A 23259-nucleotide genomic window follows, 5' to 3' on the forward strand; every position below is an offset into this window, starting at 1 on the left:
TGAGGTGCAGGGCCTGGGCGCAGTCTAGCGGGCCGGGCCTGGCATCAAACCTGCTCAGCCCGTGCGACAGCACAAGACAGGAGGCACGCATGATCACCGCCGCGATGTTGGGATCCATCGAAGAGGCCGGCGCGGCCGTGCTGACGCTGACCGAGGGGTTGGAAGAGGGCGAGCTGCTGGGCTCGCGCCTGACCCGGGGTGAGGTGACGCGTCAGCTGGGCGTGCTGGCCGCCATGCTGCGCGACCTGCCGGGCAGTGCCGCCCAGGCCATGCCCGAGATCGACTGGGCCGGCTGGCGCGGCATGGGCATCGCCCTGCGCAACGAGGGCCCGGCGCGCGATGAGGCCCTGTGGTTCGGCGTGCGCTCGCTGGTGCCGGCCACGCTGAGCTGGTTGCGGGTGTACCGCCAGTCCCAGCCCGAGCTGTTCCGCTTCGCGGCCTGAGTCCGGGCCGGTCGGCATACCGGCCTCATCCGGGGCGGCTGCCGTCCATGCTGGCCAGCAGGCTGGCGATCACCTCGCCGCCCACGCTGGCCTGCGGGTCCAGTCGGGTGATCTGGTCCAGCAGGGCACGGGCTTCGTCCGGGCGGGCGCTGCGCACCGCGATGAAGGCCAGGGCCTTGAGCGTGAACAGCCAGAAGCGCGGTGCCCCGGTGCCGGCAAAGTCGGCGCAGCCGGGCGTCACCGCCCGCCAGTCGGCGGACAGGCCGGCCTGCCGGGCGGCCTCGGCCAGTCCCAGCCGGGCGGCTTTCTCGGCCAGGGTGAACTCGCGCCGGCCGGCGTGGCACTTGTAGAGCAGGTAGTAGACCGACAGGGCCTGCGGGGCGCAGGCCTGGGCGGCCCACAGCAACGGGGGGATCTCTTCGCGCGGGGCCTGCTGGGCCTGGGTCAGCAGGGGGCGCACGGTGGCGGGCGGCTCGCCACCGAACAACTCGTCGGCCGCCTCGCCTGTGAACAGGTTCATCACGTTCTCCTGGGATGCCCTCCCACCAAGCAGATTGGGTGCCATCGCGCGTGCCCAGAGGCGAGTCGGGGGCGTGGTACGACATGCCGCGTCGAATAGCCGACAAACCACACAGCCCCCGGCCGGCCGGGGCGGGAAGGGATGTGGCGGAAGGCCATGATGACCACGTGGTCTTGTCGGAAATCCGCATCAGATCAAGGACTTGCGAGATTTCCGCGGAGAGGCTTCAGGTTGGCACGCGGGTTGCGATTTGGGGCTTGAACAGCCCACGGGAGTCGCAACGATGGAAACCGCCAAGCCGATCTATCTGGACTACGCAGCCACCACGCCGGTGGACCCGCGGGTGGTCCAGGCCATGGTCCCCTACCTGTACGAACAGTTCGGCAACCCGGCCTCGCGCAGCCACGCCTACGGCTGGGCCGCCGAAGAGGCGGTGGAGATCGCCCGGGAGCATGTGGCCGCGCTGATCGGCGCCGACCCGCGTGAGATCGTCTGGACCAGCGGCGCGACCGAGTCCGACAACCTCGCCATCAAGGGCGTGGCCCAGTTCCATAAGGCCAAGGGCAGGCACCTGATCACGGTGCAGACCGAGCACAAGGCCGTGCTGGACACCATGCGAGAACTGGAGCGCGAGGGCTTCGAGGTCAGCTACCTGCCGGTGCAGTCCAATGGACTGCTGGACCTGGCGGTGCTGGAGGCGGCGATGCGTCCGGACACCCTCCTCGTCTCCGTGATGGCCGTCAACAACGAGATCGGCGTGGTGCAGGACATCGACGCCATCGGCCGGCTCTGCCGCAGCAAGGGCGTGCTGTTCCATGTGGACGCGGCCCAGGCCACCGGCAAGATCCCGCTGGACATGCACAGCCAGTGCGTGGACCTGATGAGCCTGTCGGCCCACAAGAGCTACGGCCCCAAGGGCATCGGTGCGCTGTACGTGCGGCGCAAGCCCCGGGTGCGCATCGAGGCCCAGATGCACGGCGGCGGCCATGAGCGCGGCATGCGCTCGGGCACGCTGCCCACGCACCAGATCGTCGGCATGGGCGAGGCCTACCGCCTGGCCAAGGAGCACATGGCCAGCGAGAACGAGCGCATCCGGGCGCTGCGCGACCGGCTGATGGCCAAGCTGGCCGACATCCCCGAGGTCATCGTGAATGGCGACCTGACCCGGCGCATCCCGCACAACCTGAACATGAGCTTCACCTTCGTCGAAGGCGAGTCGTTGCTGATGGGCATCAAGGGCGTGGCGGTGTCCTCGGGCTCGGCCTGCACCTCGGCCAGCCTGGAGCCGAGTTACGTGCTGCGCGCCCTGGGCCTGTCCGACGAGGTGGCGCACAGCTCGATCCGCTTCTCGATGGGGCGCTTCACCACCGAACAGGACATCGACCGTGCCGCCGCCCAGGTGCGCGAGACGGTGGAGCGCCTGCGCGGCCTGAGCCCCCTGTGGGACATGCACCAGGCCGGCATCGACCTCAACTCGGTCCAGTGGGCCGAGCACTGACCCGACCTTCACCTCTTTCAGGAGCACCCCATGGCATACAGCGACAAAGTCATCGACCACTACGAGAACCCGCGCAATGTGGGCGGCTTCGAAACCGCCGATGAAGGCGTCGGCACCGGCATGGTCGGTGCGCCGGCCTGCGGTGACGTGATGAAGCTGCAGATCAAGGTCAACCCCGCCACCGGCGTGATCGAGGATGCCCGCTTCAAGACCTACGGCTGCGGCTCGGCCATCGCCTCGAGCTCGCTGGTGACCGAATGGGTCAAGGGCAAGACGCTGGACCAGGCGCTGGAGATCAAGAACACCCAGATCGCCGAGGAGCTGGCGCTGCCGCCGGTGAAGATCCACTGCTCCATCCTGGCCGAGGACGCCATCAAGGCGGCGGTCAACGACTACCGCAGCAAGAGCGGAACCGGCACGCTGGAACAACCCGCCTGCGCCCCGGCCAACGCCTGAGGCCCGCCGTCCCCGGCCTGTTCCCCCCGAACCACCCCACCCGACACGGAGATTCCCATGGCCTGCCAATCCCAGCCCAACGGCGCCGCCAGCAGCTGCAGCAGCACCCCGGCCACGCCGCCGGTGATGCCCACCTTTGCCGACGGTCAGCCGCCCATCCACATCAGCGACGCCGTCGTCACCAAGGTCGGCGAGTTGCTGGCCGAGGAGAACGACCCCAACCTGCGCCTGCGCATCTTCGTCACCGGTGGCGGCTGCTCGGGCTTCCAGTACGGCTTCTCGTTTGACGACACTGCCAAGGAAGACGACCTGGAGGTCGAGCGCGGCGCGATCAAGGTGCTGGTCGATGCGATGAGCCTGCAGTACCTGGCCGGCGCCGAGATCGACTACGAAGACAGCCTGGCAGGCTCGCGCTTCGTGATCCGCAACCCGAACGCCACCAGCACCTGCGGCTGCGGCAGCTCGTTCTCGGTCTGAAGGAGACGGCCATGACGCTCAGCGTGACGCCCAAGGCGGCCAAGCAGATCCAGAAGGCGCTGACGCAGCGTGGCGGCGGCATCGGCCTGCGCGTGGCCGTCAAGACCAGCGGCTGCTCCGGCTATGCCTACGCGCTGGAGTTCGCCGACGCGGCCAATCCCGAGGACCAGGTCTTCGAGACCGAGGGCGTGAAGGTGCTGGTCGATGCCCAGAGCCTGCCCCTGGTGGACGGCACCGAGCTGGACTGGGTGCGCGAGGGCCTCAACGAGGGCTTCAAGTTCCACAACCCCAACGCCACGGCCAACTGCGGCTGTGGCGAGTCCTTCGCAGTCTGACGGACCACCCCGTACCGCCTTCGGCGGCCCCCTCCAGGGGGCGCCACCAGCGGCCCGGCCAAGCCGGTTCCGCGGTGGCCGCTGGACGGAGGCGCGAACCACCAGGAGTGCTTGACCATGGCTCTGTTGCAAATCGCTGAACCCGGTCGCGCGGCGGCGCCGCACCAGCACAGGCTGGCGGTGGGCATCGACCTGGGCACCACCAACTCGCTGGTGGCCACGGTCCGCAGCGCGGTGCCGGTCGTGCTGAGCGACGAGGCCGGGCGCAGCCTGCTGCCCTCGGTCGTCCATTACGCGGCCGACGGCACGGTGACGGTGGGCGACGCCGCCCGCGCGTTGGCCGCGCAGGATCCTTTCAACACCATCGCCTCGGCCAAGCGCCTGATTGGGCGCGCGCCGGGCGACATTGCTCCTGGCGTGGTGCCCTACGCGCTGGAAGCCCTGGGCGAGAGCGCCGTGGGCGTGCGCACCGTGGCCGGCGTGAAAAGCCCGGTGGCGGTGGGCGCCGAGGTGCTGCGGGCGCTGAAGGACCGTGCCGAGGCCGCCCTGGGCGGCCCGCTGGTGGGCGCGGTCATCACCGTGCCGGCCTATTTCGACGACGCGCAGCGCCAGGCCACCAAGGACGCCGCCCAGGCCGCCGGCCTCACCGTGCTGCGCCTGCTCAACGAGCCCACCGCGGCGGCCGTGGCCTACGGCCTGGACACCGCGAGCGAGGGCGTCTACGTGGTCTACGACCTGGGCGGCGGCACCTTTGACGTGAGCGTGCTGCGCCTGTCGCGCGGCGTCTTCGAGGTGTTGGCCACCAACGGCGACGCCCAGCTGGGCGGCGACGATTTCGACCAGGCCCTGGTGGACTGGTTCGTGGCCCAGTGCCCGGCGCCCTGGGGCCCGGTCGATGCCGGCGCACTGCGCGCCGCGGCCCGCCAGGCCAAGGAAGCCTTCTCCGACCAGGAGCGCGCGACCATGACCGCCACCTGCGCGGCGCAGGGCCAGGCTTTCGCCGCCTCGCTGGACCGGGCGGCCTTCGACACCCTGACCCGGCCGCTGGTGGACCGCACGCTGGGCCCGGTCAAGCGCGCGCTGCGCGATGCCGGCCTGAAGGCGGCCGAGGTCGATGGCGTGGTGATGGTCGGCGGCTCCACCCGCCTCTTGCAGGTGCGCCGCGCGGTGGCCGAGCTGTTCGGCCGCGAACCCTACACCGGCATCGACCCCGACCAGGCCGTGGCCCTGGGCGCGGCCATCCAGGCCGACCAGCTGGCCGGCAACAAGGCGGTGGGCGACAACGGCCTGCTGCTGCTGGACGTCTGCCCGCTGTCGCTGGGCGTGGAGACCATGGGCGGCCTGGTCGAGAAGATCATTCCGCGCAACTCCACCGTGCCCACCGCGCGGGCGCAGGACTTCACCACCTTCAAGGACGGCCAGACCGCCATGGCCCTGCATGTGGTGCAAGGCGAGCGCGAGCTGGTCAGCGAATGCCGCTCGCTGGCGCGTTTCACGCTGCGCGGCATCCCGCCGATGGTGGCAGGGGCGGCGCGCATTCGCGTGACCTTCCAGATCGACGCCGATGGCCTGCTCAGCGTGACCGCGCAGGAGCAGACCACCGGCGTGCAGGCCCATGTCGAGGTCAAACCCAGCTATGGCCTGGCCAACGACGAGGTGGCCGGCATGCTGCAGTCGGCCATCCAGAGCGCCGAGGCCGATGCCGCCGCCCGCATGCTGCGCGAGGCCGAGGTGGACGCCCGCCGCCTGCTGGACGCGGTGGATGCCGCCCTGCATGCCGATGGCCACCTGCTGGTGGCGCGCGAACAGTTCGTCATCCTGCGGGCCATGCAGGACGTGGCCGATGGTCTGGCCGAATGTGCCGAGGGCGAGGGCCCGTCGCTGCACGAGCACCGCACCATGCGCGAGCGCCTGCGCCAGGCCACCGAAGGCCTGAACCAGGCCACCACGCCCTTCGCGGCGCGCCGCATGGATGCGCGGGTGCGCGAGGCCCTGTCCGGCCTGCGTCTGGACACCCTGGCCGGCGCGCTCGGCAGTTCCTCCTCGACCGCCGCCGAGCACGGGCTGGCGGCCTGACCGATCCTCTCTTCAGTTCCCAGTTCCGGAGCCAACCATGACCGCCACCCCCGACGCCCTGGCCGCATCCCCGTCCAGCAAGCCGGCCAAGCCCCCTACCGCGGTGACGGTGCTGCCGCATCCGGAGCTTTGCCCGGTTGGCGTGTCCTTCGAGGCCCGCACCGGGCAGAAGCTGGTGGACGCGCTGCTGGAGCACGGCGTGGCGATCGAACACGCTTGCGAGAAGGTCTGTGCCTGCGCGACCTGCCATGTGCACATCCGCGAGGGCCTGGCCGGCCTGCCGGCGGCCGACGAGGACGAGGAAGACCAGCTCGACGACGCCTGGGGCCTGGACGCCCAGTCGCGCCTGTCCTGCTGCGTCAAGCTCAACGGCACACCGCTGGTGGTGGAACTGCCGAAATACTCGAAGAACCACGCGCGGGAGTGATCCAGCTCTTGTCGTGCTGCGCTGAGGTCTGACTGCTGAGGGCGCTGCCCGGCGGTGGGCGGCTGCCCGTGTCCGGGGGCGATCGGGTGGCCCTCGCCTTCGCTCGGACGTTCCTCGGGCTGGACGCGGCGGGCCGGCACCGTGGAACTCGCTGCGCGCGCCAGGCGCGCTCCGCTCAGACACCCACGGTGAGTCAGACGGGGAGGGCGCGCTGACGCGCCCCCCGGCCCGCCACCCCCATCCCTCGGCACCCTCCACGTCCCCGGACACGGGCAGCCGCCCACCGCTGCCCACCGTCGTCGCCAGGCTCCCCGCCTGAGCCAGCCGTCAGCTGTCGGCAACGCGACAAAACCCACAGCCGCTTCGGTCATGGCAGGTCGGCCGAAAAACCCAATGAAATCAACCGATTGGGCGCGGCATGAAGGGTGGCACACCGCTTGCGTTGAGGGGTCTATCCAACGAGGACGCCGACATGGACACCTTCGACCGGACCTGGCCTTTCACGATCAACGACACCACGCTGCGCGACGGTGAGCAGACCGCTGGCGTGGCCTTCACCGACGAGGAGAAGCTGGCCATCGCCCAGGCGCTGGACGCCGCCGGCGTGCCGGAGATGGAGATCGGCATCCCCGCCATGGGCGCGCACGAGGTCGAGCTGATCCAGGCCATCGTCGGCCTGCGGTTGAAGGCCCGCACCATGGTCTGGGCCCGCATGTGCGAGGCCGACCTGCAGGGCGCGCTGCGCTGCGGGGCCGATCTGGTCCACCTGTCGATCCCGGTGTCGGATTTGCAGATCGAACGCAAGCTGGGCCGCGACCGGGCCTGGGTGCTGTCCAGCGTGATCCGCCATGTGCACCGGGCCACCGATGCCGGCGCGCTGGTCAGCGTCGGTTTTGAGGACGCCTCGCGGGCCGACGATGGCTTCCTGGCCAAGGTGGCCGCCGCCGCCCAGCACGCCGGCGCGGTGCGGGTGCGTTACGCCGACACCCTGGGCGTCCTCGACCCCTTCGAGACGGCCCACCGCATCGGCGCGCTGCGCCGCGAGGTGGACATCGCCATTGAGATGCATGCCCACAACGACCTGGGCCTGGCCACCGCCAACACGCTGGCCGCCTGGCGCGCCGGGGCCACCCATGTCAGCACCACCGTGAACGGGCTGGGCGAGCGCGCCGGCAACGCCGCATTGGAAGAAGTGGTGATGGCGATGCGCCACCTCTACGGGGTCGAGAGCGGTGTCAACGGTCTCGCGCTGGCCGGCATCTCCGATCTGGTGGCTCGCGCCTCCGGCCGGCCGGTGGCGCAGAACAAGAGCATCGTCGGCGAAGCCGTCTTCACCCACGAGTCGGGCATCCATGTGGACGGCCTGCTCAAGGACCCGCGCAACTACCAGGGCTTCGACCCGGCCGAGCTGGGCCGCCACCACACCCTGGTGCTGGGCAAGCACAGCGGCTCGCATGCGGTCATCGCCGCCTACGGCCAGCTGGGCCTGACGCTGGAGGCCACCGAGGTGCCCGCGCTGCTGGAGTGCATCCGCGCCCATGTGCTGGCCACCAAGCGTCCGCCCGAGAACGTCGATCTGCTGCGCTTTCGCGCCGAAGCTGCGCACGCCGCCGCCCCCCACCCCCTGCCGCCCCATCACCCCGCCACCCGCTTGGCCGCCTGACGGACTGGAGACCCACCCATGAGCGACTTCATCCAACAACTCAAGGCCCTGTCCAGTGCCAACGAGTTCCTCGACTTCTTCGGCGTCCCGTATGACGAGCGCGTCGTCAACGTGAACCGCCTGCACATCCTCAAGCGCTTTTACCAGTACCTGCACAAGGCCGAGGGCCTGGCCGGTCTGGACGAGCTGGCCATGTTCCAGCGCTACCGCGAGCTGCTGGCGCAGGCCTACCAGGACTTCGTGCAGTCCGACGCCGCCACCGAGAAGGTCTTCAAGGTCTTCCAGGACGCCGGCGGCCAGCAGCATGTGTCCCTCTCGAAGCTGCGCGACAGCCTGGCCGAGCGCCGGGAAGCCGTGCCCACCGCGACCCCTTCCGCCAACTTGCGCGCCGCCTGAGCCGCGCCACCTCCACCGGAGACTTCCATGCACATCGTCGTCTGCATCAAGCAGGTGCCGGATTCGGCGCAGATCCGCGTCCACCCGGTGACCAACACCATCATGCGCCAGGGTGTGCCGGCCATCGTGAACCCCTATGACCTGTTCGCGCTGGAAGAGGCCCTGCGCCTGAAGGACCAGTTCGGCGGCCGCGTGACGATGCTGTGCATGGGCCCGCCGCAGGCCGAGGAGGCGCTGCGCAAGTGCATCAGCTTCGGTGCCACCGACGCCGTCCTGGTGACCGACCGCGCCTTCGCCGGTGCCGACACGCTGGCCACCTCCTACGCCCTGACCTCGGCGATCAAGAAGATCCACGAAGAGCAGGCGGTGGACCTGGTCTTCACCGGCAAGCAGACCATTGACGGCGACACCGCCCAGGTCGGCCCCGGCATTGCCAAGCGCCTGGGCTGGAACCTGCTGACCTACGTCAGCCGCATCGTCAAGGTGGATCTGGAGAACCGTCGCATCCAGGTGGAGCGCCGGGCCGAGGGCGGCGTGCAGCTGCTCGACACCACGCTGCCCAGCCTGATCACCATGCTCGAAGGCACCAACGAGATGCGCTTCGCCACCATGGACGACATGCTGCGCGCCGCGCGCTTCCAGGTGCGCAAGTGGAACAAGGACGACGCCGGCATCGAGGACGTCACCAAGATCGGCCTGAAGGGCTCGCCCACCGTGGTGAGCAAGGTCTTTGGCCCGACGCCGCGCAGCGAGAAGGCCGACATGATGACCGTGGCCGACACCAGCCTGAACGACGTCACGCTCAACCTGCTCGACAAGATCTTCACCCAGCACCCGATGCTGGAGCAGGAGATCGTGGACCACCTCTCCGCCTGACGGATGGCCCACCCCGTACCGCCTTCGGCGGCCCCCTCAAGGGGGCGCCACCAGCGGCCCGGCCAAGCCGGTTCCGCGGCGGCCGCTTGATTCGTCCCACTGCATTGCCCGCCCTGGAGGACACATGACCACGCCCACTCCCCCCCTGAAGCCGGCCGGCCGCGGCCGCAACCTGGAACTGCCCGAACACCTCAAGAGCTACAAGGGCGTCTGGGTCTTCATCGAACATGACCGAGGCCAGGTTCACTCCGTGAGCTGGGAGCTGATGGGCGAGGCCCGCAAGCTGGCCGACAAGCTGGGCGTGCAGGTGGCCGGCGTGGTCATGGGCGGCCCGGACGAGAAGCTCGACGACTTCGCCAAGGAAGCCTACGCCTACGGCGCCGACAGCTGCTACGTGATGCGCGACCCGGTGCTCAAGGGCTACCGCAACGAGCCCTTCACCAAGGGCATGACCGACCTGGTCAACCAGTACCAGCCCGAGATCCTGCTGCTGGGCGCCACCACCATGGGCCGCGACCTGGCCGGCTCGGTGGCGACCACACTGGGCACCGGCCTGACGGCTGACTGCACCGAGCTGAACATCGACGGCACCACCCGCGCGCTGGCGGCCACGCGGCCGACCTTCGGCGGCAGCCTGCTGTGCACCATCATGACCCTGGCCTATCGGCCACAGATGGCCACCATGCGCCCGCGCACCGCGCCCATGCCGCGCCGCGATGACAGCCGCACCGGCAGCATCACCGAGGCCACGCTGGGCATGGTGGAGACCGACATCGTCACCAAGCTGCTGGACTTCATTCCCGACGCCAACCGCAACACGGTCAACCTGGCCTATGCCGACGTGATCGTCTCGGGAGGCAAGGGCCTGAAGAACCCGGACAACTTCAAGCTGGTATGGGACCTGGCCCGCGTGCTGGGCGCCGAGGTGGGCGCCACCCGCCCGGTGGTGCAGGCCGGCTGGGTGGAGGCCGAGCGCCAGGTCGGCCAGACCGGCAAGACGGTGCGGCCCAAGCTCTACATCGCCGCGGGCATCTCCGGCGCCATCCAGCACCGGGTGGGCATGGAGAGCTCGGATGTGATTGTGGCCATCAACACCGACGCCAACGCGCCCATCTTCGATTTCGCCCATTTCGGCATCGTCGGCAACGCCCTGCAGGTGCTGCCGGCCCTCACCAAGGCCTTCGAGGCCCGCCTGGCCAAGCAGATCCGCAAGGTGGCTTGAACCTCATCCCTCAGGAGAACAGCGATGTCCGCTACCAAAGAGAAGTTTGACGCCATCGTCGTCGGCGCCGGGGCCTCGGGCAATGCCGCCGCCTACACCATGGCCAAGGCCGGCCTGAAGGTGCTGCAGATCGAGCGCGGCGAGTACCCGGGCTCGAAGAACGTGCAGGGCGCGATCCTCTACAGCGATGCGCTGGAGAAGATCATCCCCGACTTCCGCGAGGACGCGCCGCTGGAGCGCCACATCATCGAGCAGCGCATCTGGGTGATGGATGACGACAGCTTCATCGGCACCCACTACCGCAGCGACGACTACAACAAGCCGCCCTACAACCGCTACACCATCATCCGCGCCCAGTTCGACAAGTGGTTCTCGAGCAAGGTGCGCGAGGCCGGTGCGCTGCTGGTCTGCGAAACCACGGTGGACGAGCTGCTGCTGGACAAGGACCGCGTGATCGGCGTGCGCTGCGACCGCCTGGGCGGCGAGGTCTATGCCGACGTGGTGGTGCTGGCCGATGGCGTCAACAGCACCTTGGCGCGCAAGGCGGGCTTCCACCCCGAGTTGCAGGCCAAGAACGTGGCCCTGGCCGTCAAGGAAATCCTCTTCCTGCCCGAGGAAGTCATCCAGCAGCGCTTCAACATCAAGGACGAAGAGGGCGTGGTGATCGAGCTGATGGGCAAGGTCACCGAGGGCATGGTCGGCACCGGCTTCCTCTACACCAACAAGGACTCGTTGACCATTGGCATCGGCTGCCTGCTGTCGGACTTCAAGGCCAACCCGAACCGCACCAGCCCCTACGCCCTGCTGGAAAAGCTCAAGGCCCACCCCAGCATCGCCCCGCTGATCGAAGGCGGCGAGATGAAGGAATACGCCGCCCACCTGATCCCCGAGGGCGGCTACAACGCGGTGCCCAAGATCTACGGCAACGGCTGGATCATCGTGGGTGACTCGGGCGGCTTCGTCAACGCGGTGCACCGCGAGGGCTCCAACCTGGCCATGACCAGCGGCCGTCTGGCCGGCGAGACCATCGTGGCGCTCAAGCAGGGCAACAAGGCGCCCACCGAGGCCAACCTCAAGCTCTACAAGACCAAGATGGACGAGTCCTTCGTGATGAAGGACCTGAAGAAGTACAAGGCGATGCCGGATGTGCTGCACACCACGCCGCAGTTCTTCACCACCTACCCCGAGCTGATCAACCGCGCGGCCAAGACGATGTTCACCGTCGATGGCGTGGACAAGAAGACCAAGGAGCGCGAGATCCTCGGCAGCTTCAAGGGTGCCCGCCGCCTCACCGGCCTGGTGAGCGACGCCTTCAAGTTCTGGCGCGCCTTCCGCTGAACCTGTGGACCCCCGGTCTGCGGGTACCCCGCAGACCACCCCCCGAGGGGGTCTCCAAAGTGCTTGGGGCGGCCCGGCGCACTTTGGAGGCCTCGCCTTACCTGTCACTGCCGTCAACGACCGGAGAGCGCCATGAGCACTGCTGCTGTCAACGTCGAGAACAAGCTGTTCCAGAACCGCTACAAGGTCGACCACGGTCGGCCGCACATCCAGATCAAGGCCCCCGAGGTCTGCGCCAACGACTGCCAGTCCCAGGCCTGCACCTACGTCTGCCCGGCCTCCTGCTACAAGACCGAGGGCAACCGCACGGTGACGCTGATCACCGACGGCTGCCTGGAATGCGGCAGCTGCCGCGTCATCTGCACCGAGCACAGCAACGTCGCCTGGGAGTACCCGCGCGGCGGCCACGGCATCCTCTTCAAGTTCGGTTGATCCATCCATGCAGGACGTTGAAATCTTCCTCGCGCACGCCATCACCCTGGAGCGCGAGGCGGCCCGCCGCTACGAAGAGCTGGCGGCGGCCATGGGCACCGAGGGCAATGCCGAGTTGCGCCGCTTCTTCACCGAGATGGCCGGCTACTCGCGCAAGCACCTGGCCGAGGCCGTGGCCCGCGGCGGCTTCCGCGAGGTGCCCGAGCTGGCGCCGGGCGATTTCCAGTGGCCCGACGGCGTCTCGCCCGAGGTGGCCGACTGGGTGGGCGTCGACGCCTCGCTCGATGCCCGCGGCGCCCTGAAGCTGGCCCTGGACAGCGAATGCCGCTGCCATGCCTGGTACGCCGCCGTGGCCGCCACCACGCCCGATGCCGAGCTCAAGGCCCTGGCCCAGGAGTTCGCCGCCGAGGAGGGCGAGCACATGGCCGCCCTCGAAAAGCGCCTGCACGCGCTGCCGGCCTGAACACCCCCGACACGCGCCGTCCGCTGGCAGCTCAGCTGCCGGGCGGCCGCACGACTGGAAAGGAATTCACCATGCCCCGTCCCACCCGCCATGTCTTCGTGTGCAGCCAGCAGCGTCCGCCGGGCCACCCACGCGGCAGTTGTGCCGCCAATGGGGCATCGCCCCTGCTGCAGGCCTTCTGGGGCGAACTGCAGAAGCGCCAGGCCTATGAGCAGGTGGCCATCACCTACTCCGGCTGCCTGGGGCCCTGCGACGGCGGCCCCAATGTGCTGGTCTATCCCGAAGCCGTGCTGTACCAGGGCGTGACACCCGCCGACGTGGGCGAGATCTTCGACAGCCACCTGGAAAAGGGCGAGCCGGTCCAACGTCTGCTGGCCTCTGCGGCCGCCTGGTGAGGTCCGCCTACATGCGGCCGTTTGACCTGGGTCAACCTTCTGGGCGGGGCATGGTTTCGCTGGGTGCTGATCCCAGGATTCGGCAGGAATCTTGCAGCTGATGTCTCAAGTCAAGCCCGGGTGGCGCGCCATGCGCCGACACGATGCATGGACTGGACGCCTTTGCGGTGGCATGCACCGCGAAGGCCCGCTGGGGATAGCTGGAGGTGCACCGTGATCAGCCGCATCGCACAGGAACGCTCCCATCTGGAGCTGAGCACCATTTACGAGGTCTGCCGCATCCTCGGCGACTCGCTGGACATCCAGCGCACCTTCCGGGCCGCGCTCAACACCCTGGCAGCCCAGCTGGGTCTCACCCGCGCCATGATCGTGCTGGCCGACGCCGACCCGGAGGGCGACGAGGGGAGGTTGACCGTGCACAGCGCGGTGGGCCTGAGCCGCGAACAGGTGGAGCGCGGCCACTGGACCGAGGGTGAAGGGGTCATCGGCCGGGTCTACGAGTCGGGTCTGCCGGTGGTCGTGACCAATGTGCAGGACAGTGCCGAGTTCATCGACCGCACCGGCGCCTTCGGACCGCAGGAAGGCAAGCGCCTGGCCTTCATCGTGATGCCGCTGCGCACCGACCAGATCACGCTGGGCGTGCTGGCCGCGCAGCGCGAGGTCGAGGGCATGGCCCGTCTCTCGGACGACCAGCGCCTGCTGACCATGGTGGCCACGCTGCTGGCTCAGTCGCTGGCCCTGCACCGCTCGGTGGCCGCCGAGCATGCCCGGCTGCAGCTGGAGACCACCCGGCTGCAGAAGGCGCTGAGCCAGGAGGCGCCGCGCCGGCGCTACTCGCTGGACAACGTGGTGGGCCACAGCAAGACCATGCAGCGCGTGTTCGCCGAGGTGCACCAGGCCGCACCCTCGCGCTCCACCGTGCTGCTGCGGGGCGAATCGGGCACCGGCAAGGAGGAGATCGCCCGCGCGATCCACTACCTCAGCCCGCGCAAGGAGGCCCCCTTCATCAAGGTCAACTGCGCGGCCCTGACCGAGTCGCTGCTGGAGTCCGAGCTCTTCGGCCACGAGAAGGGCGCCTTCACCGGCGCGGTGGGCGAGCGCAAGGGCCGCTTCGAGCTGGCCCACGGCGGCACGCTCTTCCTGGACGAGGTGGGCGACATCTCCCCGGGCTTCCAGGCCAAGCTGCTGCGGGTGCTGCAGGAGCGCGAGTTCGAGCGGGTGGGCGGCAGCCGGCCGGTCAAGGTGGACGTGCGGCTGATCTGCGCCACCAACCGCGACCTGGAGCGCATGGTGCAGCGCGGCGAGTACCGCGCCGACCTGTACTACCGCATCAACGTGGTCAGCATCTTCCTGCCGCCGCTGCGCGAGCGGCGCGACGACATCCCGCCGCTGGTGGCCCACTTCCTGGACCGCTACAACAAGGAAAACCACCGCCACCTGAAGGTCACGCCCGAGGCCATGCAGGTGCTGTCCAACTGCTACTGGCCGGGCAATGTGCGCGAGCTGCAGAACTGCATCGAGCGCACCGCCACCATGGTGCATGGCGAGGCCATCCGCGACCTGGCCTTTCCCTGCAAGAGCAACCGCTGTCTGACGCAGACGCTGCACCACATGGAGAAGGAAGACGCCGTGGCGCCGGTCTCGTCGACCATCACGGTCAACAAGGTGCAGCGGCCCGATGGCAGCAGCATCCCGGTCGACAGCCGGCGCGCACCCGCCGCGGCCGGGCACGGCGACGCCTTCTTCGACGACGAGGACGACGAGGACACGGTGGTGCGCATCGGCCCCACCGAGCGCCTGACCGATGCCAGCGTGCTGCCCCCGCGCCAGTTCGGCGCCGAGCCGCCGCAGGGTGAGCGCGAGCGCCTGATCTGGGCCATGGAGCAATGCGGCTGGGTGCAGGCCAAGGCGGCCCGGCTGCTCAAGGTCACCCCGCGTCAGCTGGGCTACGCGCTGCAGAAACACCGGATCGAGGTGCGCAAGCTCTGACGGCGTTGTGGCTTGATCCAACACAAGGCGGCCCCGGGCCGCCTTGTGCTTTTCGGTAGGGCGCGACCTTGTCGCTTTTGTCGCGACCGACACAGCCCGGCGGGCATGCGACAAAACCGCAAGTGATTGATTAAAAAGAAAAAAGCACCTGGCACAGCTCTCGCAATGGTGGGTTCACCTGCCACCACACGAGGTGCCCCATGTCCGCCAACACCACGTTCGTATCGATCGGCGATCTGAAGAAAGGTCGCCAAGCCGTCAGCGAAGTCGTCGAGACCGGAGGGGGCTGCGGCACCACCGGTGGCTCCGGAAAGTCGAGCTGTGGCTCATCGGGTGGGCCCGACGACATGCCCGCCGAGATCTGGGACAAGGTCAAGAACCACCCCTGCTACTCGGAAGAGGCCCACCACCACTACGCCCGCATGCACGTGGCCGTGGCCCCGGCCTGCAACATCCAGTGCAACTACTGCAATCGCAAGTACGACTGCAGCAACGAATCGCGCCCCGGCGTGGTCAGCCAGAAGCTCACGCCCGAGCAGGCCGTCAAAAAGGTGCTGGCCGTGGCCAGCGAGATTCCGCAGATGACGGTGCTGGGCATCGCCGGCCCCGGCGATTCGCTGGCCAACCCGAAGAAGACCTTCGACACCATGCGCATGCTCCACGAGCAGGCGCCCGACATCAAGCTGTGCCTGTCCACCAACGGCCTGGCGCTGCCGGACCAGGTCGACGAGATCTGCAAGTACAACATCGACCACGTCACGATCACCATCAACATGGTCGATCCGGAAGTGGGCGCCAAGATCTACCCCTGGATCTTCTGGGACCACCGGCGCGTCACCGGCGTCGAGGCCGCCCGCATCCTGCACGAGCGCCAGATGCTCGGCCTGGAGATGCTGACCGCCCGCGGCGTGCTCACCAAGATCAACTCGGTGCTGATCCCCGGCATCAACGACGAGCACCTGATCGAGGTGAACCGCGAGGTCAAGAAGCGCGGTGCCTTCCTGCACAACATCATGCCGCTGATCTCGGAAGCCGAGCACGGCACCGTGTTCGGCCTGACCGGCCAGCGCGGCCCGACCGCCCAGGAGCTCAAGGCCGTGCAGGACGCCTGCATGGGCGGCGCCAACCTGATGCGCCACTGCCGCCAATGCCGCGCCGACGCGGTGGGCCTGCTGGGCGAGGACCGCTCCGAGGAATTCACCCTCGACAAGATCGAGGAGATGGAAGTCGTCTACGACCTGGACAAGCGCAAGGCCTACCAGGACCAGGTCGAGGCCGAGCGCCAGGCCCAGGTGGCGGCCAAGGCCGACGCGCTGGCCGCCGCGGCCAACGACGATGGCGTGGACCCGGACATGAAGGTGCTGGTCGCCGTGGCCACCGAAGGCCATGGCAAGGTCAACCAGCACTTCGGCCACGCCACCGAATTCCAGATCTTCGAGGTCAGCCAGGCCCAGGCCCTGTTCGTCGGCCACCGCCGGGTGGACCTGTACTGCCAGGGCGGCTACGGCGAGGACGAGCAACTGCCCTCCATCGTCAAGGCCATCAACGACTGCCATGCGGTGCTGGTGGCCAAGATCGGCGCCTGCCCGCGTGACGAGCTGGCCGCCGCCGGCATCGAGCCGGTGGACGCCTACGCCCACGAGTTCATCGAGAAGGCCGCGCTGTCCTGGTTCAGCGGCTACCGCCAGCGCATCGCCAGCGGCGAACTCGTCCACCAACCGCGCGGTGACGCGCAGATCCGGCAGGGTGCCTTCACCGGCACCGCCGAAGCAGCCGCCTGAGCCTTGACGCCAGCGACGGCCCTTTCCCCAGCCCCCAGCCAAGGAGTCCCATCATGGCCCTGAAGATCATCGCCTCCATGTGCACCGGCTGCTCCGCCTGCGAGCCCGAGTGCCCCAACGTCGCCATCCGTGAGAAGGGCGGCACCTTCATCATCGACCCGGCCAAGTGCACCGAATGCGAAGGCCAGTTCGACGCGCCCCAGTGCGTGTCGGTCTGCCCGGTGGACGGCTGCATCAAGCCGGCCTGAATGGTGCACCCGGCATCGCGCTTGCGCGATGCCACCCGCCGGGCGGGTGCGTGGGCCGCTTGGGGCGGCCCGGCGCTGGCCCACGGGAGATGGGGCACCCGGCCCCGGGCTGAACCCCGGGACCACCCGCCGGGCGGGTGCGTGGGCCGCTTGGGGCGGCCCGGCGCTGGCCCACGCCGTCCGCTTTCGACTGTCTTTTGAATGACGAGCTGAACATGATCCTGCCCAACGTCACTGTCACGCCCGCTGCGGCCAAGTTCATCCGCCGCATGGTGCGCTTCTCCGATCACCCCGCCGGCGGCATGCGCCTCCTGGTGACGCCGGGCGGCTGCTCCGGCTACAGCGCCGAGTTCTCGGTGCTGGCCGCACCGATGGACGGCGACGCCGAGCTGATGGTGGGCGATGTGCGGGTCTTCCTGCCGGCCGAAAGCCGCATGGTGCTCGACGGCGTCACGATGGACTTCAGCGAAAGCCCGACCCATTCCGGCCTGAGCTTCTTCAACCCGGCGGCGGCGCCCTGCGCCTGCTCCAGCTCGGGCGATGCGGCCAAGCCGGCGCAGGCCACGGTCTCGCTGGACTCGCTCAAGCGCCACTGAGGCGCCGTTCCGCGTCCTCCCGCACACCAGGCGTCCACCATGAGCACCGCCACCACCGGCACCCTGGGCGTGGATTTCGATGATGCCGTGCTCGGCCAGGGCCTGCCGCCCTTGGCCGAGGCCGCACTGCGCGAGGCGGGAGATCACCGAGGCGACGCACCCCGGGCCATGGCCGCGCTGATGCGGGCCCAGACCCTGGCGCCGGAGCACCCGGCGGTGCTGATCGCGCTGTACCGGCACCATTTCTATGGTCACCGGCTGAGTCCGGCGCGCGACGTGGCTCGCCGGGCCCTGGTGGCCGGTGCCACCGCGCTGGGCCTGCCCGCCTGCTGGCGCGAGGTGCCGCTGCAGCCGCTGGCGGGCGCACGCGATGAGCCGGTGACACGTTTCTACCTGTTCACGCTCAAGGGCTATGCCTACCTGAGCCTGCGTCTGGGGGACGACACCGAAGCGCGCGACGCCCTGGCCTTGCTGCGCCACCTGGACCCGGACGACCGCGTGGGCGGGGCCCTGGTCGAGGCGGTGCGCCAGCGTGCGCTGGTGGGCGACGACCCGGACGAGGACGCGCCCAGTATCCCGCCGGCCTTTGGCGCGGCGGCCTGGGCCCGCCTGGCCCCCCGGCCACCGGGAGCGCGCCCTTCGGCCCCGGCCTGAAGCGAGATCGCCATGAACGCCGCCGCCCTGCACCCTGTCCACCGCGCCCCCGCGGGTGACATCCCCCTGCGGGACTGGCAGGGCCAGCCGGTCGATTGCGGCCCCTGCCCGCACCGGGCGCTGCGCGACGCCGGCGGCTGCGAGCCTGGCCACAGCTGCATGCAGGACGCCTACGCCCGCCGCATTGACCGCTTCTTCCGCACCCACCGCGACCTGGCCGGCCAGCACCTGGACCATCCGTACTTCGAGGTTCGGGCCATCGCCGCGCGCTACGTCGACATCTTCCAGCTCGGCCCGCTGCGCCAGGACCCGGACGAGACGGTGCGCCTGCAGGTGGCCCTGCGCGTGCCGCAGCGTCTGCTCTCGCCGATGTGCGATGACCCGCACCGCGAGGTCCGCATCCGCGTGGCCCAGCGCATCGACACGCCCGAACTCAGCCGCCTGATCCACGACGCCGACTACGAGGTCCGCACCGTGGTGGCCCGCCGCCTGCCCCTGGCCCTGCTGCCCCTGCTGGCCGGGGACAACGACGAGCAGGTGCGCCGCGTGGTGGCCGAGCGGCTGGAGATGCCGGCACTGTGGCGCCTGGCCCAGGACCCTTCCGACCGGGTGCGCCGCACGGTGGCCGAGCGGGCGCCGCTGCCCCTGCTGTCGGCCTTCCTGGCCGACCCCGACTGGGCGGTGCGTTGGACCGTGGCCCACCGCGCCGACACCCGCCAGCAGCGCGACTGGCTGCTGCGCCTGTCCGAAGACGCCGACCCCGAGGTGCGCGCCCAGGCGCTGGAGCGCCTGGCCGAACCCACGCCCTTGTCCCTGCCCCCAGGAGAGCCCCATGGCGGACATCGCCCGTGACGACGACATCATCGAGATCGCCCTGCCGCCCCGCTTCGAGATGGGGGAGCGGGTGATCAGCCGCACCATCATCCGCAACGACGGCACCTACACCGGCAAGGACATCGGCGAGCTGCTGGTGAACAAGGGCGACATCGGCTACGTGCGCTCGATCGGCACCTTCCTGCAGCAGTTCTACATCTACGCGGTGGAGTTCACCGGCTCGGGCCACCAGGTGGGCATGCGGGCCAAGGAGCTCTGCACCCTGGACCACCTGCCCGAGGAGGTGCTGGCGCAGCTGGGCGAAAGGGCCCGGCAGCTGGCCGATCTCCGCTGACCCTGTCTTCCCCCTTCACGCCCTCAGGAGTCTCACCATGATGGAACCCGCCCAACCCAAGTACGACTGGGGCCAACGCGTGCGCGCGGTGATCGACCTGGTCAACGACGGCAGCTTCCCCGAGGCCGCCGAGGGCGAGCTGCTGGTGCCCGCCGGGGGCATTGGCGAGATCGTCAACGTCGGCATGCACACCGAGGCCAATGTGCCGGTCTACCTGGTCGAGTTCGGCCCGCGCCGGGTGCTGGGCGTGCTGGAAGACGAGATCGAGCTGGACGTGCCCGGCGCCCCGCACAGCGCCCCGGCACCGGCGGACGAGGTGGCGTGATGGCCAGCGCCTCCTGCTCCGGCCGCCCGCCAGGCTCATCCGACGAGCCCGCGCGGCCCGCCGACAGCGGCAGCCTGGTCGGTGGCCAGGTCTTCGTGCTGGACCGGGTGCGCATCGAGGTCGCGCTGGAGCAGCGCAGCCGCTACAAGTACGTCCACCCCCGCGTGCTGCGCGAGGGCCTGGGCTGGAAGGTGGTCAGCCCCAACTGCTCGCGCAACATCGACCGCGAAGGCGGCGAGATCGACATCGCCTGGCTGGTGCCCACGCAGACGCCCGACAGCGGCGTGCCCGGAGCCTGGCTGCTGCATGCCCGCGACCACGTCCACGGCTGCTGGGTGCTCAAGCAACGCGCGCCCACCCTGGCCGCCGCGCTGGACACCCTGCTGCGCGACGAAGCGCGCGACTACTGGGTCTGAGAACGGGGAGGGCCCACCATGATCGACCTGGACCACAACGCCACCACCCGTCCGCTGCCGGCCGTGGTGCAGGCCCTGGTGCGGGCCATGGAGACCGGCTGGGCCAATCCCTCCTCGGTGCACGCCGCCGGCCAGGACGCCCGCCGGGCGCAGGCCGAGGCCCGGGCCCGCGTGGCGGCCCTGCTGGGCTGCCAGCCGGCCGAGCTGGTGTTCACCAGCGGTGCCACCGAAGCCAACCACCAGGCGGTGCTGGGGGCGCTGGCCCGCGGCCGTGCGCTGGGCCGCACCCGCCTGCTGCTCTCGGCCGTCGAGCATGCGGGCCTGCTGGGCCTGGCCGAGCGCCTGCGGCGCGAGGGCACGCCGGTCGACCTCATCCCGGTGGATGGCCAGGGCCGGCTGGACCTGGACGCCGCCGCCCGGCTGATCGGGCCGGACCTGGCCCTGCTCAGCGTGATGGCGGCCAACAACGAGACCGGCGTCTGCATGCCCCTGGCCGAGCTCGCGGCCCTGGCCCGCGCGCACGAGGTGCCCTTCCATGTGGATGCGACCCAGGCAGTGGGCAAGTCCACGCTGCGCTTCGCCTCCAGCGGCGCCGACCTGTGGTCCTGCGCGGCCCACAAGCTGCACGGCCCGCAGGGCGTGGGGGCCCTGGTCGTGCGCAAGGGCCTGGCCTGGCCGGCGCTGATCGAGGGCAAGCAGGAGCGCAAGCGTCGGGGCGGCACCGAGAACGGGCCGGGCATCGCCGGCTTCGCCGCGGCGGCGGACGCGATTTCCGCCACCTTGAACGAGGACCTGGGCCGCATGAGCGCCCTGCGCCAGACGCTGGAACAGGGCCTGCTGGCCTTGCACCCCGCCGTCGTGCTGCTGGGGCAGGGCGCGCCGCGCATCGCCAACACCGTCTGCGTGCGCTTCGGCGAACGCGACGCCGAACAGGTGCTGGGCAAGCTCGAGCGCGCCGGCGTGCGGGCCAGCAGCGGCGCGGCCTGTGGCGCCGGCAGCACCCAGCCCTCGCACGTGATGCTGGCCATGGGCCTCACGCCGGTGCAGGCCAAGGCCGAAATCCGCTTCTCGCTGGGGCGCGACACCACGGCCGATGACATCGCCCAGGCTCTGGCCGCCGTGCGGGCCCAGGTGCTGCCGCTGCTGCTCGAGGACCACCCGATCTCCCCTGTGTTGGCCACCCCGGCCTGACAGAACCTTTTGACCCATCCCCAGGAGTTCCCATGAAAGTCATGATCCGCCGAAGCGCCGCTGGCATCCTGTCCGCCTACGTGGCCAAGAAGGACCTGGAGGAGCCCATCGTCTCGCACGAGAAGCCCGACCTCTGGGGCGGCACCGTGACCCTGGCCAACGACTGGGTGCTGGCCCTGCCGGAGATGCCCGAGGGCACCAGCCTGCCGATCACCGTCGAGGCCCGTCGCCTCTCCGGCGACTGAGCGGGGAGCCCGCCATGAACGCCACCGCCGACGTGAGCACCCGCGCCGCCTCGCTGTCCGAGGCCATCGCCCTGGCCGACAGCGCCAACACCGTGCGTGAGGCGGCCCTGCTGCTGCGCGAGCGCTTCGCCCCGCTGCGGGTGATCGTGGTCGACGCCTTCGACATGCGCGGCGAGACGCCGGCCGCCGTGGGCCAGCGCCGCCTGCTGTGGGGCGCCGTCAGCGACGGCCACTGCTGGCAGGTCAGCGCCGATCTCTCGGCCCTGTCGGGCTTCTATCTGGCCGACCAGGCCTGACCCCCACCCCTCGAAAGCCGCCGCCATGAACTCGCCCGCCACCCTGGACCCCGAAGCCCACGTCACCCCGGTGCCCGGTGGCAATGCCGAGGGCAGCGACCCCTTCGCCGCCATCGGCGCGGATGGTCTGGTGGCCGACGAGCGGCCCGAGAGCGATGACCTGCTGGGCGACGACTGGATCGTGCTGTCCGATCCCGACCTGTCCGAGCTGGAGCTCAAGCTGGTGGAGACGGCCATGTCCGGCTCGCGCCTGACCGCCGGCCCCATGGTCGAGCGCTTCGAGCGGAGTTTCGCCCGCTGGCTGGGGCGGGCCCATGCCGTCTCGGTGGCCAGCGGCACCCTGGGCACCTGGCTGGCGCTGCGGGCCCTGGGCATCGGCCCGGGCGACGAGGTCATCGCCTCGCCCCACGGCTGGCACCAGGTGGCGCAGGCGGTGAGCCTGGCCGGCGCCACGCTGGTGTTCTCCGACATCCACTACTGGACCGGCTGCCTGGACCCGGTGCGGGCCGAGGCCCGCATCACCCCGCGCACCAAGGCCATCCTGGCCGGCAATGTCAACGGCCACCCGGCCGCCTGGGGCCCGCTGCGCGCGCTGGCCGACCGCCACGGCATCGCCCTGATCGAGGATTCCACCGAGGCCCTGGGCTCGCGCTACCAGGGCCGCAAGGTCGGCAGCTTCGGCGACATCGCGGTGTTCGACTTCTCCCAGCCCAGCGCACTGGCCTGCGGCGACGGGGCCATGGTCGTCACCGACGACGAACGCCTGGCCATCGAGCTGCGCTACCTGCGCCAGCGCTCCATCAAGGACCGCAACTCGCTGTCGGTGGGCGCGCGGGTGCCGCTGCAGGCCGGCATCAGCGAGCTGACCGCCGCGATGGGCGTGGGCCAGCTGGCCCGCATCGACGAGCTGCTGGCGCGCCGCAAGGTGGTCGAGGCCTTCTACCGCGACCTGATGAACAGCTTCGAGGGCATCAAGCCGCCCTACATCGCCGACGACGTGGACGAGGTGCACTGGATGGTCTGGCAGGTGCACCTGGGCACCCGCTTCACCGCCAGCGCGCGCAAGCAGATCGTCGACGACCTGAACCGCGAGCACATCGAGGCGGCGCCCTTCTGCAAGCCGCTGCACCAGCAGTTCTTCTACCAGCAGCAAGGCTGGAAGCGGGGCGACCTGCCGCTGGCCGAGCGCATCGGCGACCGCGCCCTGGCGCTGCCCTTCCATGCTCTGCTCGACGAGGACGCGGTGCGCTTCATCGTCGGCGCCCTGAAGGACATCGCCACCAACATCGGTGCCGGCGTGCCCATCTACTGATCTGAACCCCCACCGGGAGAC

General features: G+C 69.9%; 29 protein-coding genes. 28 read left to right on the forward strand and 1 reads right to left on the reverse strand.

Features of this window, described 5'->3' with window-relative positions:
- The first annotated feature begins 89 nt into the window (after positions 1-89).
- Positions 90-443 carry a hypothetical protein gene (locus LRM40_RS03185; protein ID WP_151123837.1) on the forward strand — a complete coding sequence of 118 codons (354 nt, stop codon included), beginning with the start codon at positions 90-92 and terminating at the stop codon, positions 441-443.
- Positions 444-468: 25 nt separating this feature from the next.
- On the opposite strand, the gene LRM40_RS03190 is transcribed toward LRM40_RS03185, so the two are convergent.
- Positions 469-963, reverse strand: a complete 495-nt coding sequence (locus tag LRM40_RS03190) for a hypothetical protein (protein WP_151123836.1) — start codon at positions 961-963, stop codon at positions 469-471.
- Positions 964-1246: 283 nt separating this feature from the next.
- Here LRM40_RS03190 and LRM40_RS03195 point away from each other — a divergent pair, with 283 nt between their 5' ends.
- The 27 genes from LRM40_RS03195 (at position 1247) to LRM40_RS03325 (ending at position 23238) form a co-directional block, all read left to right on the forward strand.
- A complete protein-coding gene (locus tag LRM40_RS03195; RefSeq protein ID WP_151123835.1) occupies positions 1247-2461 on the forward strand; it encodes an IscS subfamily cysteine desulfurase in 1215 nt (404 codons plus the stop codon).
- 30 nt (positions 2462-2491) lie between these two features.
- The gene (gene iscU, locus LRM40_RS03200; RefSeq protein ID WP_151123834.1) at positions 2492-2917 is read left to right on the forward strand and encodes a Fe-S cluster assembly scaffold IscU; all 426 of its coding nucleotides are present in this window, start codon (positions 2492-2494) and stop codon (positions 2915-2917) included.
- 57 nt (positions 2918-2974) lie between these two features.
- The gene (erpA, locus tag LRM40_RS03205; protein WP_151123833.1) at positions 2975-3394 is read left to right on the forward strand and encodes an iron-sulfur cluster insertion protein ErpA; all 420 of its coding nucleotides are present in this window, start codon (positions 2975-2977) and stop codon (positions 3392-3394) included.
- Positions 3395-3405: 11 nt separating this feature from the next.
- On the forward strand, positions 3406-3729 hold the full coding sequence (iscA, locus tag LRM40_RS03210; RefSeq protein ID WP_022981361.1) for an iron-sulfur cluster assembly protein IscA: 324 nt from the start codon (positions 3406-3408) through the stop codon (positions 3727-3729).
- Positions 3730-3846: 117 nt separating this feature from the next.
- On the forward strand, positions 3847-5805 hold the full coding sequence (hscA, locus tag LRM40_RS03215) for a Fe-S protein assembly chaperone HscA (RefSeq protein ID WP_151123832.1): 1959 nt from the start codon (positions 3847-3849) through the stop codon (positions 5803-5805).
- A 37-nt stretch (positions 5806-5842) separates the two neighbouring features.
- A complete protein-coding gene (gene fdx, locus LRM40_RS03220; protein WP_151123831.1) occupies positions 5843-6232 on the forward strand; it encodes an ISC system 2Fe-2S type ferredoxin in 390 nt (129 codons plus the stop codon).
- Between the two features lie 472 nt (positions 6233-6704).
- On the forward strand, positions 6705-7895 hold the full coding sequence (gene nifV, locus LRM40_RS03225; protein ID WP_151123830.1) for a homocitrate synthase: 1191 nt from the start codon (positions 6705-6707) through the stop codon (positions 7893-7895).
- A gap of 18 nt (positions 7896-7913) precedes the next feature.
- The gene (gene nifW / locus LRM40_RS03230) at positions 7914-8291 is read left to right on the forward strand and encodes a nitrogenase stabilizing/protective protein NifW (protein ID WP_151123829.1); all 378 of its coding nucleotides are present in this window, start codon (positions 7914-7916) and stop codon (positions 8289-8291) included.
- 27 nt (positions 8292-8318) lie between these two features.
- Complete coding sequence (locus LRM40_RS03235; RefSeq protein WP_151123828.1) at positions 8319-9167, forward strand: electron transfer flavoprotein subunit beta/FixA family protein; 849 nt, start codon at positions 8319-8321, stop codon at positions 9165-9167.
- Between the two features lie 124 nt (positions 9168-9291).
- Complete coding sequence (locus LRM40_RS03240) at positions 9292-10389, forward strand: electron transfer flavoprotein subunit alpha/FixB family protein (RefSeq protein ID WP_151123827.1); 1098 nt, start codon at positions 9292-9294, stop codon at positions 10387-10389.
- Between the two features lie 24 nt (positions 10390-10413).
- Positions 10414-11727 carry an FAD-dependent oxidoreductase gene (locus LRM40_RS03245; RefSeq protein ID WP_022981354.1) on the forward strand — a complete coding sequence of 438 codons (1314 nt, stop codon included), beginning with the start codon at positions 10414-10416 and terminating at the stop codon, positions 11725-11727.
- 132 nt (positions 11728-11859) lie between these two features.
- Positions 11860-12159 (forward strand): ferredoxin family protein, encoded by a 300-nt coding sequence (locus LRM40_RS03250; protein ID WP_022981353.1) that lies wholly within the window; start codon positions 11860-11862, stop codon positions 12157-12159.
- 7 nt (positions 12160-12166) lie between these two features.
- Positions 12167-12622 (forward strand): ferritin-like domain-containing protein, encoded by a 456-nt coding sequence (locus tag LRM40_RS03255; protein WP_151123826.1) that lies wholly within the window; start codon positions 12167-12169, stop codon positions 12620-12622.
- Between the two features lie 71 nt (positions 12623-12693).
- Positions 12694-13017, forward strand: coding sequence for a (2Fe-2S) ferredoxin domain-containing protein (locus tag LRM40_RS03260; protein ID WP_151123825.1), 324 nt, complete (start codon positions 12694-12696; stop codon positions 13015-13017).
- A 213-nt stretch (positions 13018-13230) separates the two neighbouring features.
- Positions 13231-15006 carry a nif-specific transcriptional activator NifA gene (gene nifA, locus LRM40_RS03265; RefSeq protein ID WP_151123824.1) on the forward strand — a complete coding sequence of 592 codons (1776 nt, stop codon included), beginning with the start codon at positions 13231-13233 and terminating at the stop codon, positions 15004-15006.
- 200 nt (positions 15007-15206) lie between these two features.
- Positions 15207-16787, forward strand: a complete 1581-nt coding sequence (gene nifB / locus LRM40_RS03270; RefSeq protein ID WP_151123823.1) for a nitrogenase cofactor biosynthesis protein NifB — start codon at positions 15207-15209, stop codon at positions 16785-16787.
- 53 nt (positions 16788-16840) lie between these two features.
- The gene (locus tag LRM40_RS03275) at positions 16841-17035 is read left to right on the forward strand and encodes a 4Fe-4S binding protein (protein WP_022980458.1); all 195 of its coding nucleotides are present in this window, start codon (positions 16841-16843) and stop codon (positions 17033-17035) included.
- 215 nt (positions 17036-17250) lie between these two features.
- On the forward strand, positions 17251-17631 hold the full coding sequence (locus tag LRM40_RS03280; RefSeq protein WP_040500143.1) for a HesB/IscA family protein: 381 nt from the start codon (positions 17251-17253) through the stop codon (positions 17629-17631).
- 39 nt (positions 17632-17670) lie between these two features.
- Positions 17671-18285, forward strand: coding sequence for a hypothetical protein (locus tag LRM40_RS03285; protein WP_151123822.1), 615 nt, complete (start codon positions 17671-17673; stop codon positions 18283-18285).
- A gap of 12 nt (positions 18286-18297) precedes the next feature.
- The gene (locus tag LRM40_RS03290; protein WP_151123821.1) at positions 18298-19137 is read left to right on the forward strand and encodes a 4Fe4S-binding leucine-rich repeat protein; all 840 of its coding nucleotides are present in this window, start codon (positions 18298-18300) and stop codon (positions 19135-19137) included.
- Complete coding sequence (locus LRM40_RS03295) at positions 19118-19453, forward strand: nitrogen fixation protein NifZ (protein ID WP_151123820.1); 336 nt, start codon at positions 19118-19120, stop codon at positions 19451-19453. The genes LRM40_RS03290 and LRM40_RS03295 overlap by 20 nt, the downstream gene beginning before the upstream one ends.
- Positions 19454-19490: 37 nt before the next feature.
- Entirely contained in the window at positions 19491-19778 is a 288-nt protein-coding gene (locus LRM40_RS03300) for a nitrogen fixation protein NifZ (protein ID WP_151123819.1), read from the forward strand.
- A complete protein-coding gene (locus LRM40_RS03305) occupies positions 19778-20194 on the forward strand; it encodes a DUF3024 domain-containing protein (protein WP_231067702.1) in 417 nt (138 codons plus the stop codon). Before LRM40_RS03300 ends, LRM40_RS03305 begins: the two co-directional genes overlap by 1 nt.
- 18 nt (positions 20195-20212) lie before the next feature.
- Positions 20213-21385 (forward strand): cysteine desulfurase family protein, encoded by a 1173-nt coding sequence (locus LRM40_RS03310; protein ID WP_151123818.1) that lies wholly within the window; start codon positions 20213-20215, stop codon positions 21383-21385.
- A gap of 32 nt (positions 21386-21417) precedes the next feature.
- On the forward strand, positions 21418-21630 hold the full coding sequence (nifT, locus tag LRM40_RS03315; RefSeq protein ID WP_026096808.1) for a putative nitrogen fixation protein NifT: 213 nt from the start codon (positions 21418-21420) through the stop codon (positions 21628-21630).
- A 14-nt stretch (positions 21631-21644) separates the two neighbouring features.
- On the forward strand, positions 21645-21926 hold the full coding sequence (locus LRM40_RS03320; protein WP_151123817.1) for a hypothetical protein: 282 nt from the start codon (positions 21645-21647) through the stop codon (positions 21924-21926).
- Positions 21927-22089: 163 nt separating this feature from the next.
- Positions 22090-23238, forward strand: coding sequence for a DegT/DnrJ/EryC1/StrS family aminotransferase (locus LRM40_RS03325; RefSeq protein ID WP_211372979.1), 1149 nt, complete (start codon positions 22090-22092; stop codon positions 23236-23238).
- Positions 23239-23259 lie beyond the last annotated feature (21 nt).

Source organism: Ideonella dechloratans (assembly GCF_021049305.1).
GTDB classification, from domain to species: domain Bacteria; phylum Pseudomonadota; class Gammaproteobacteria; order Burkholderiales; family Burkholderiaceae_C; genus Ideonella; species Ideonella dechloratans.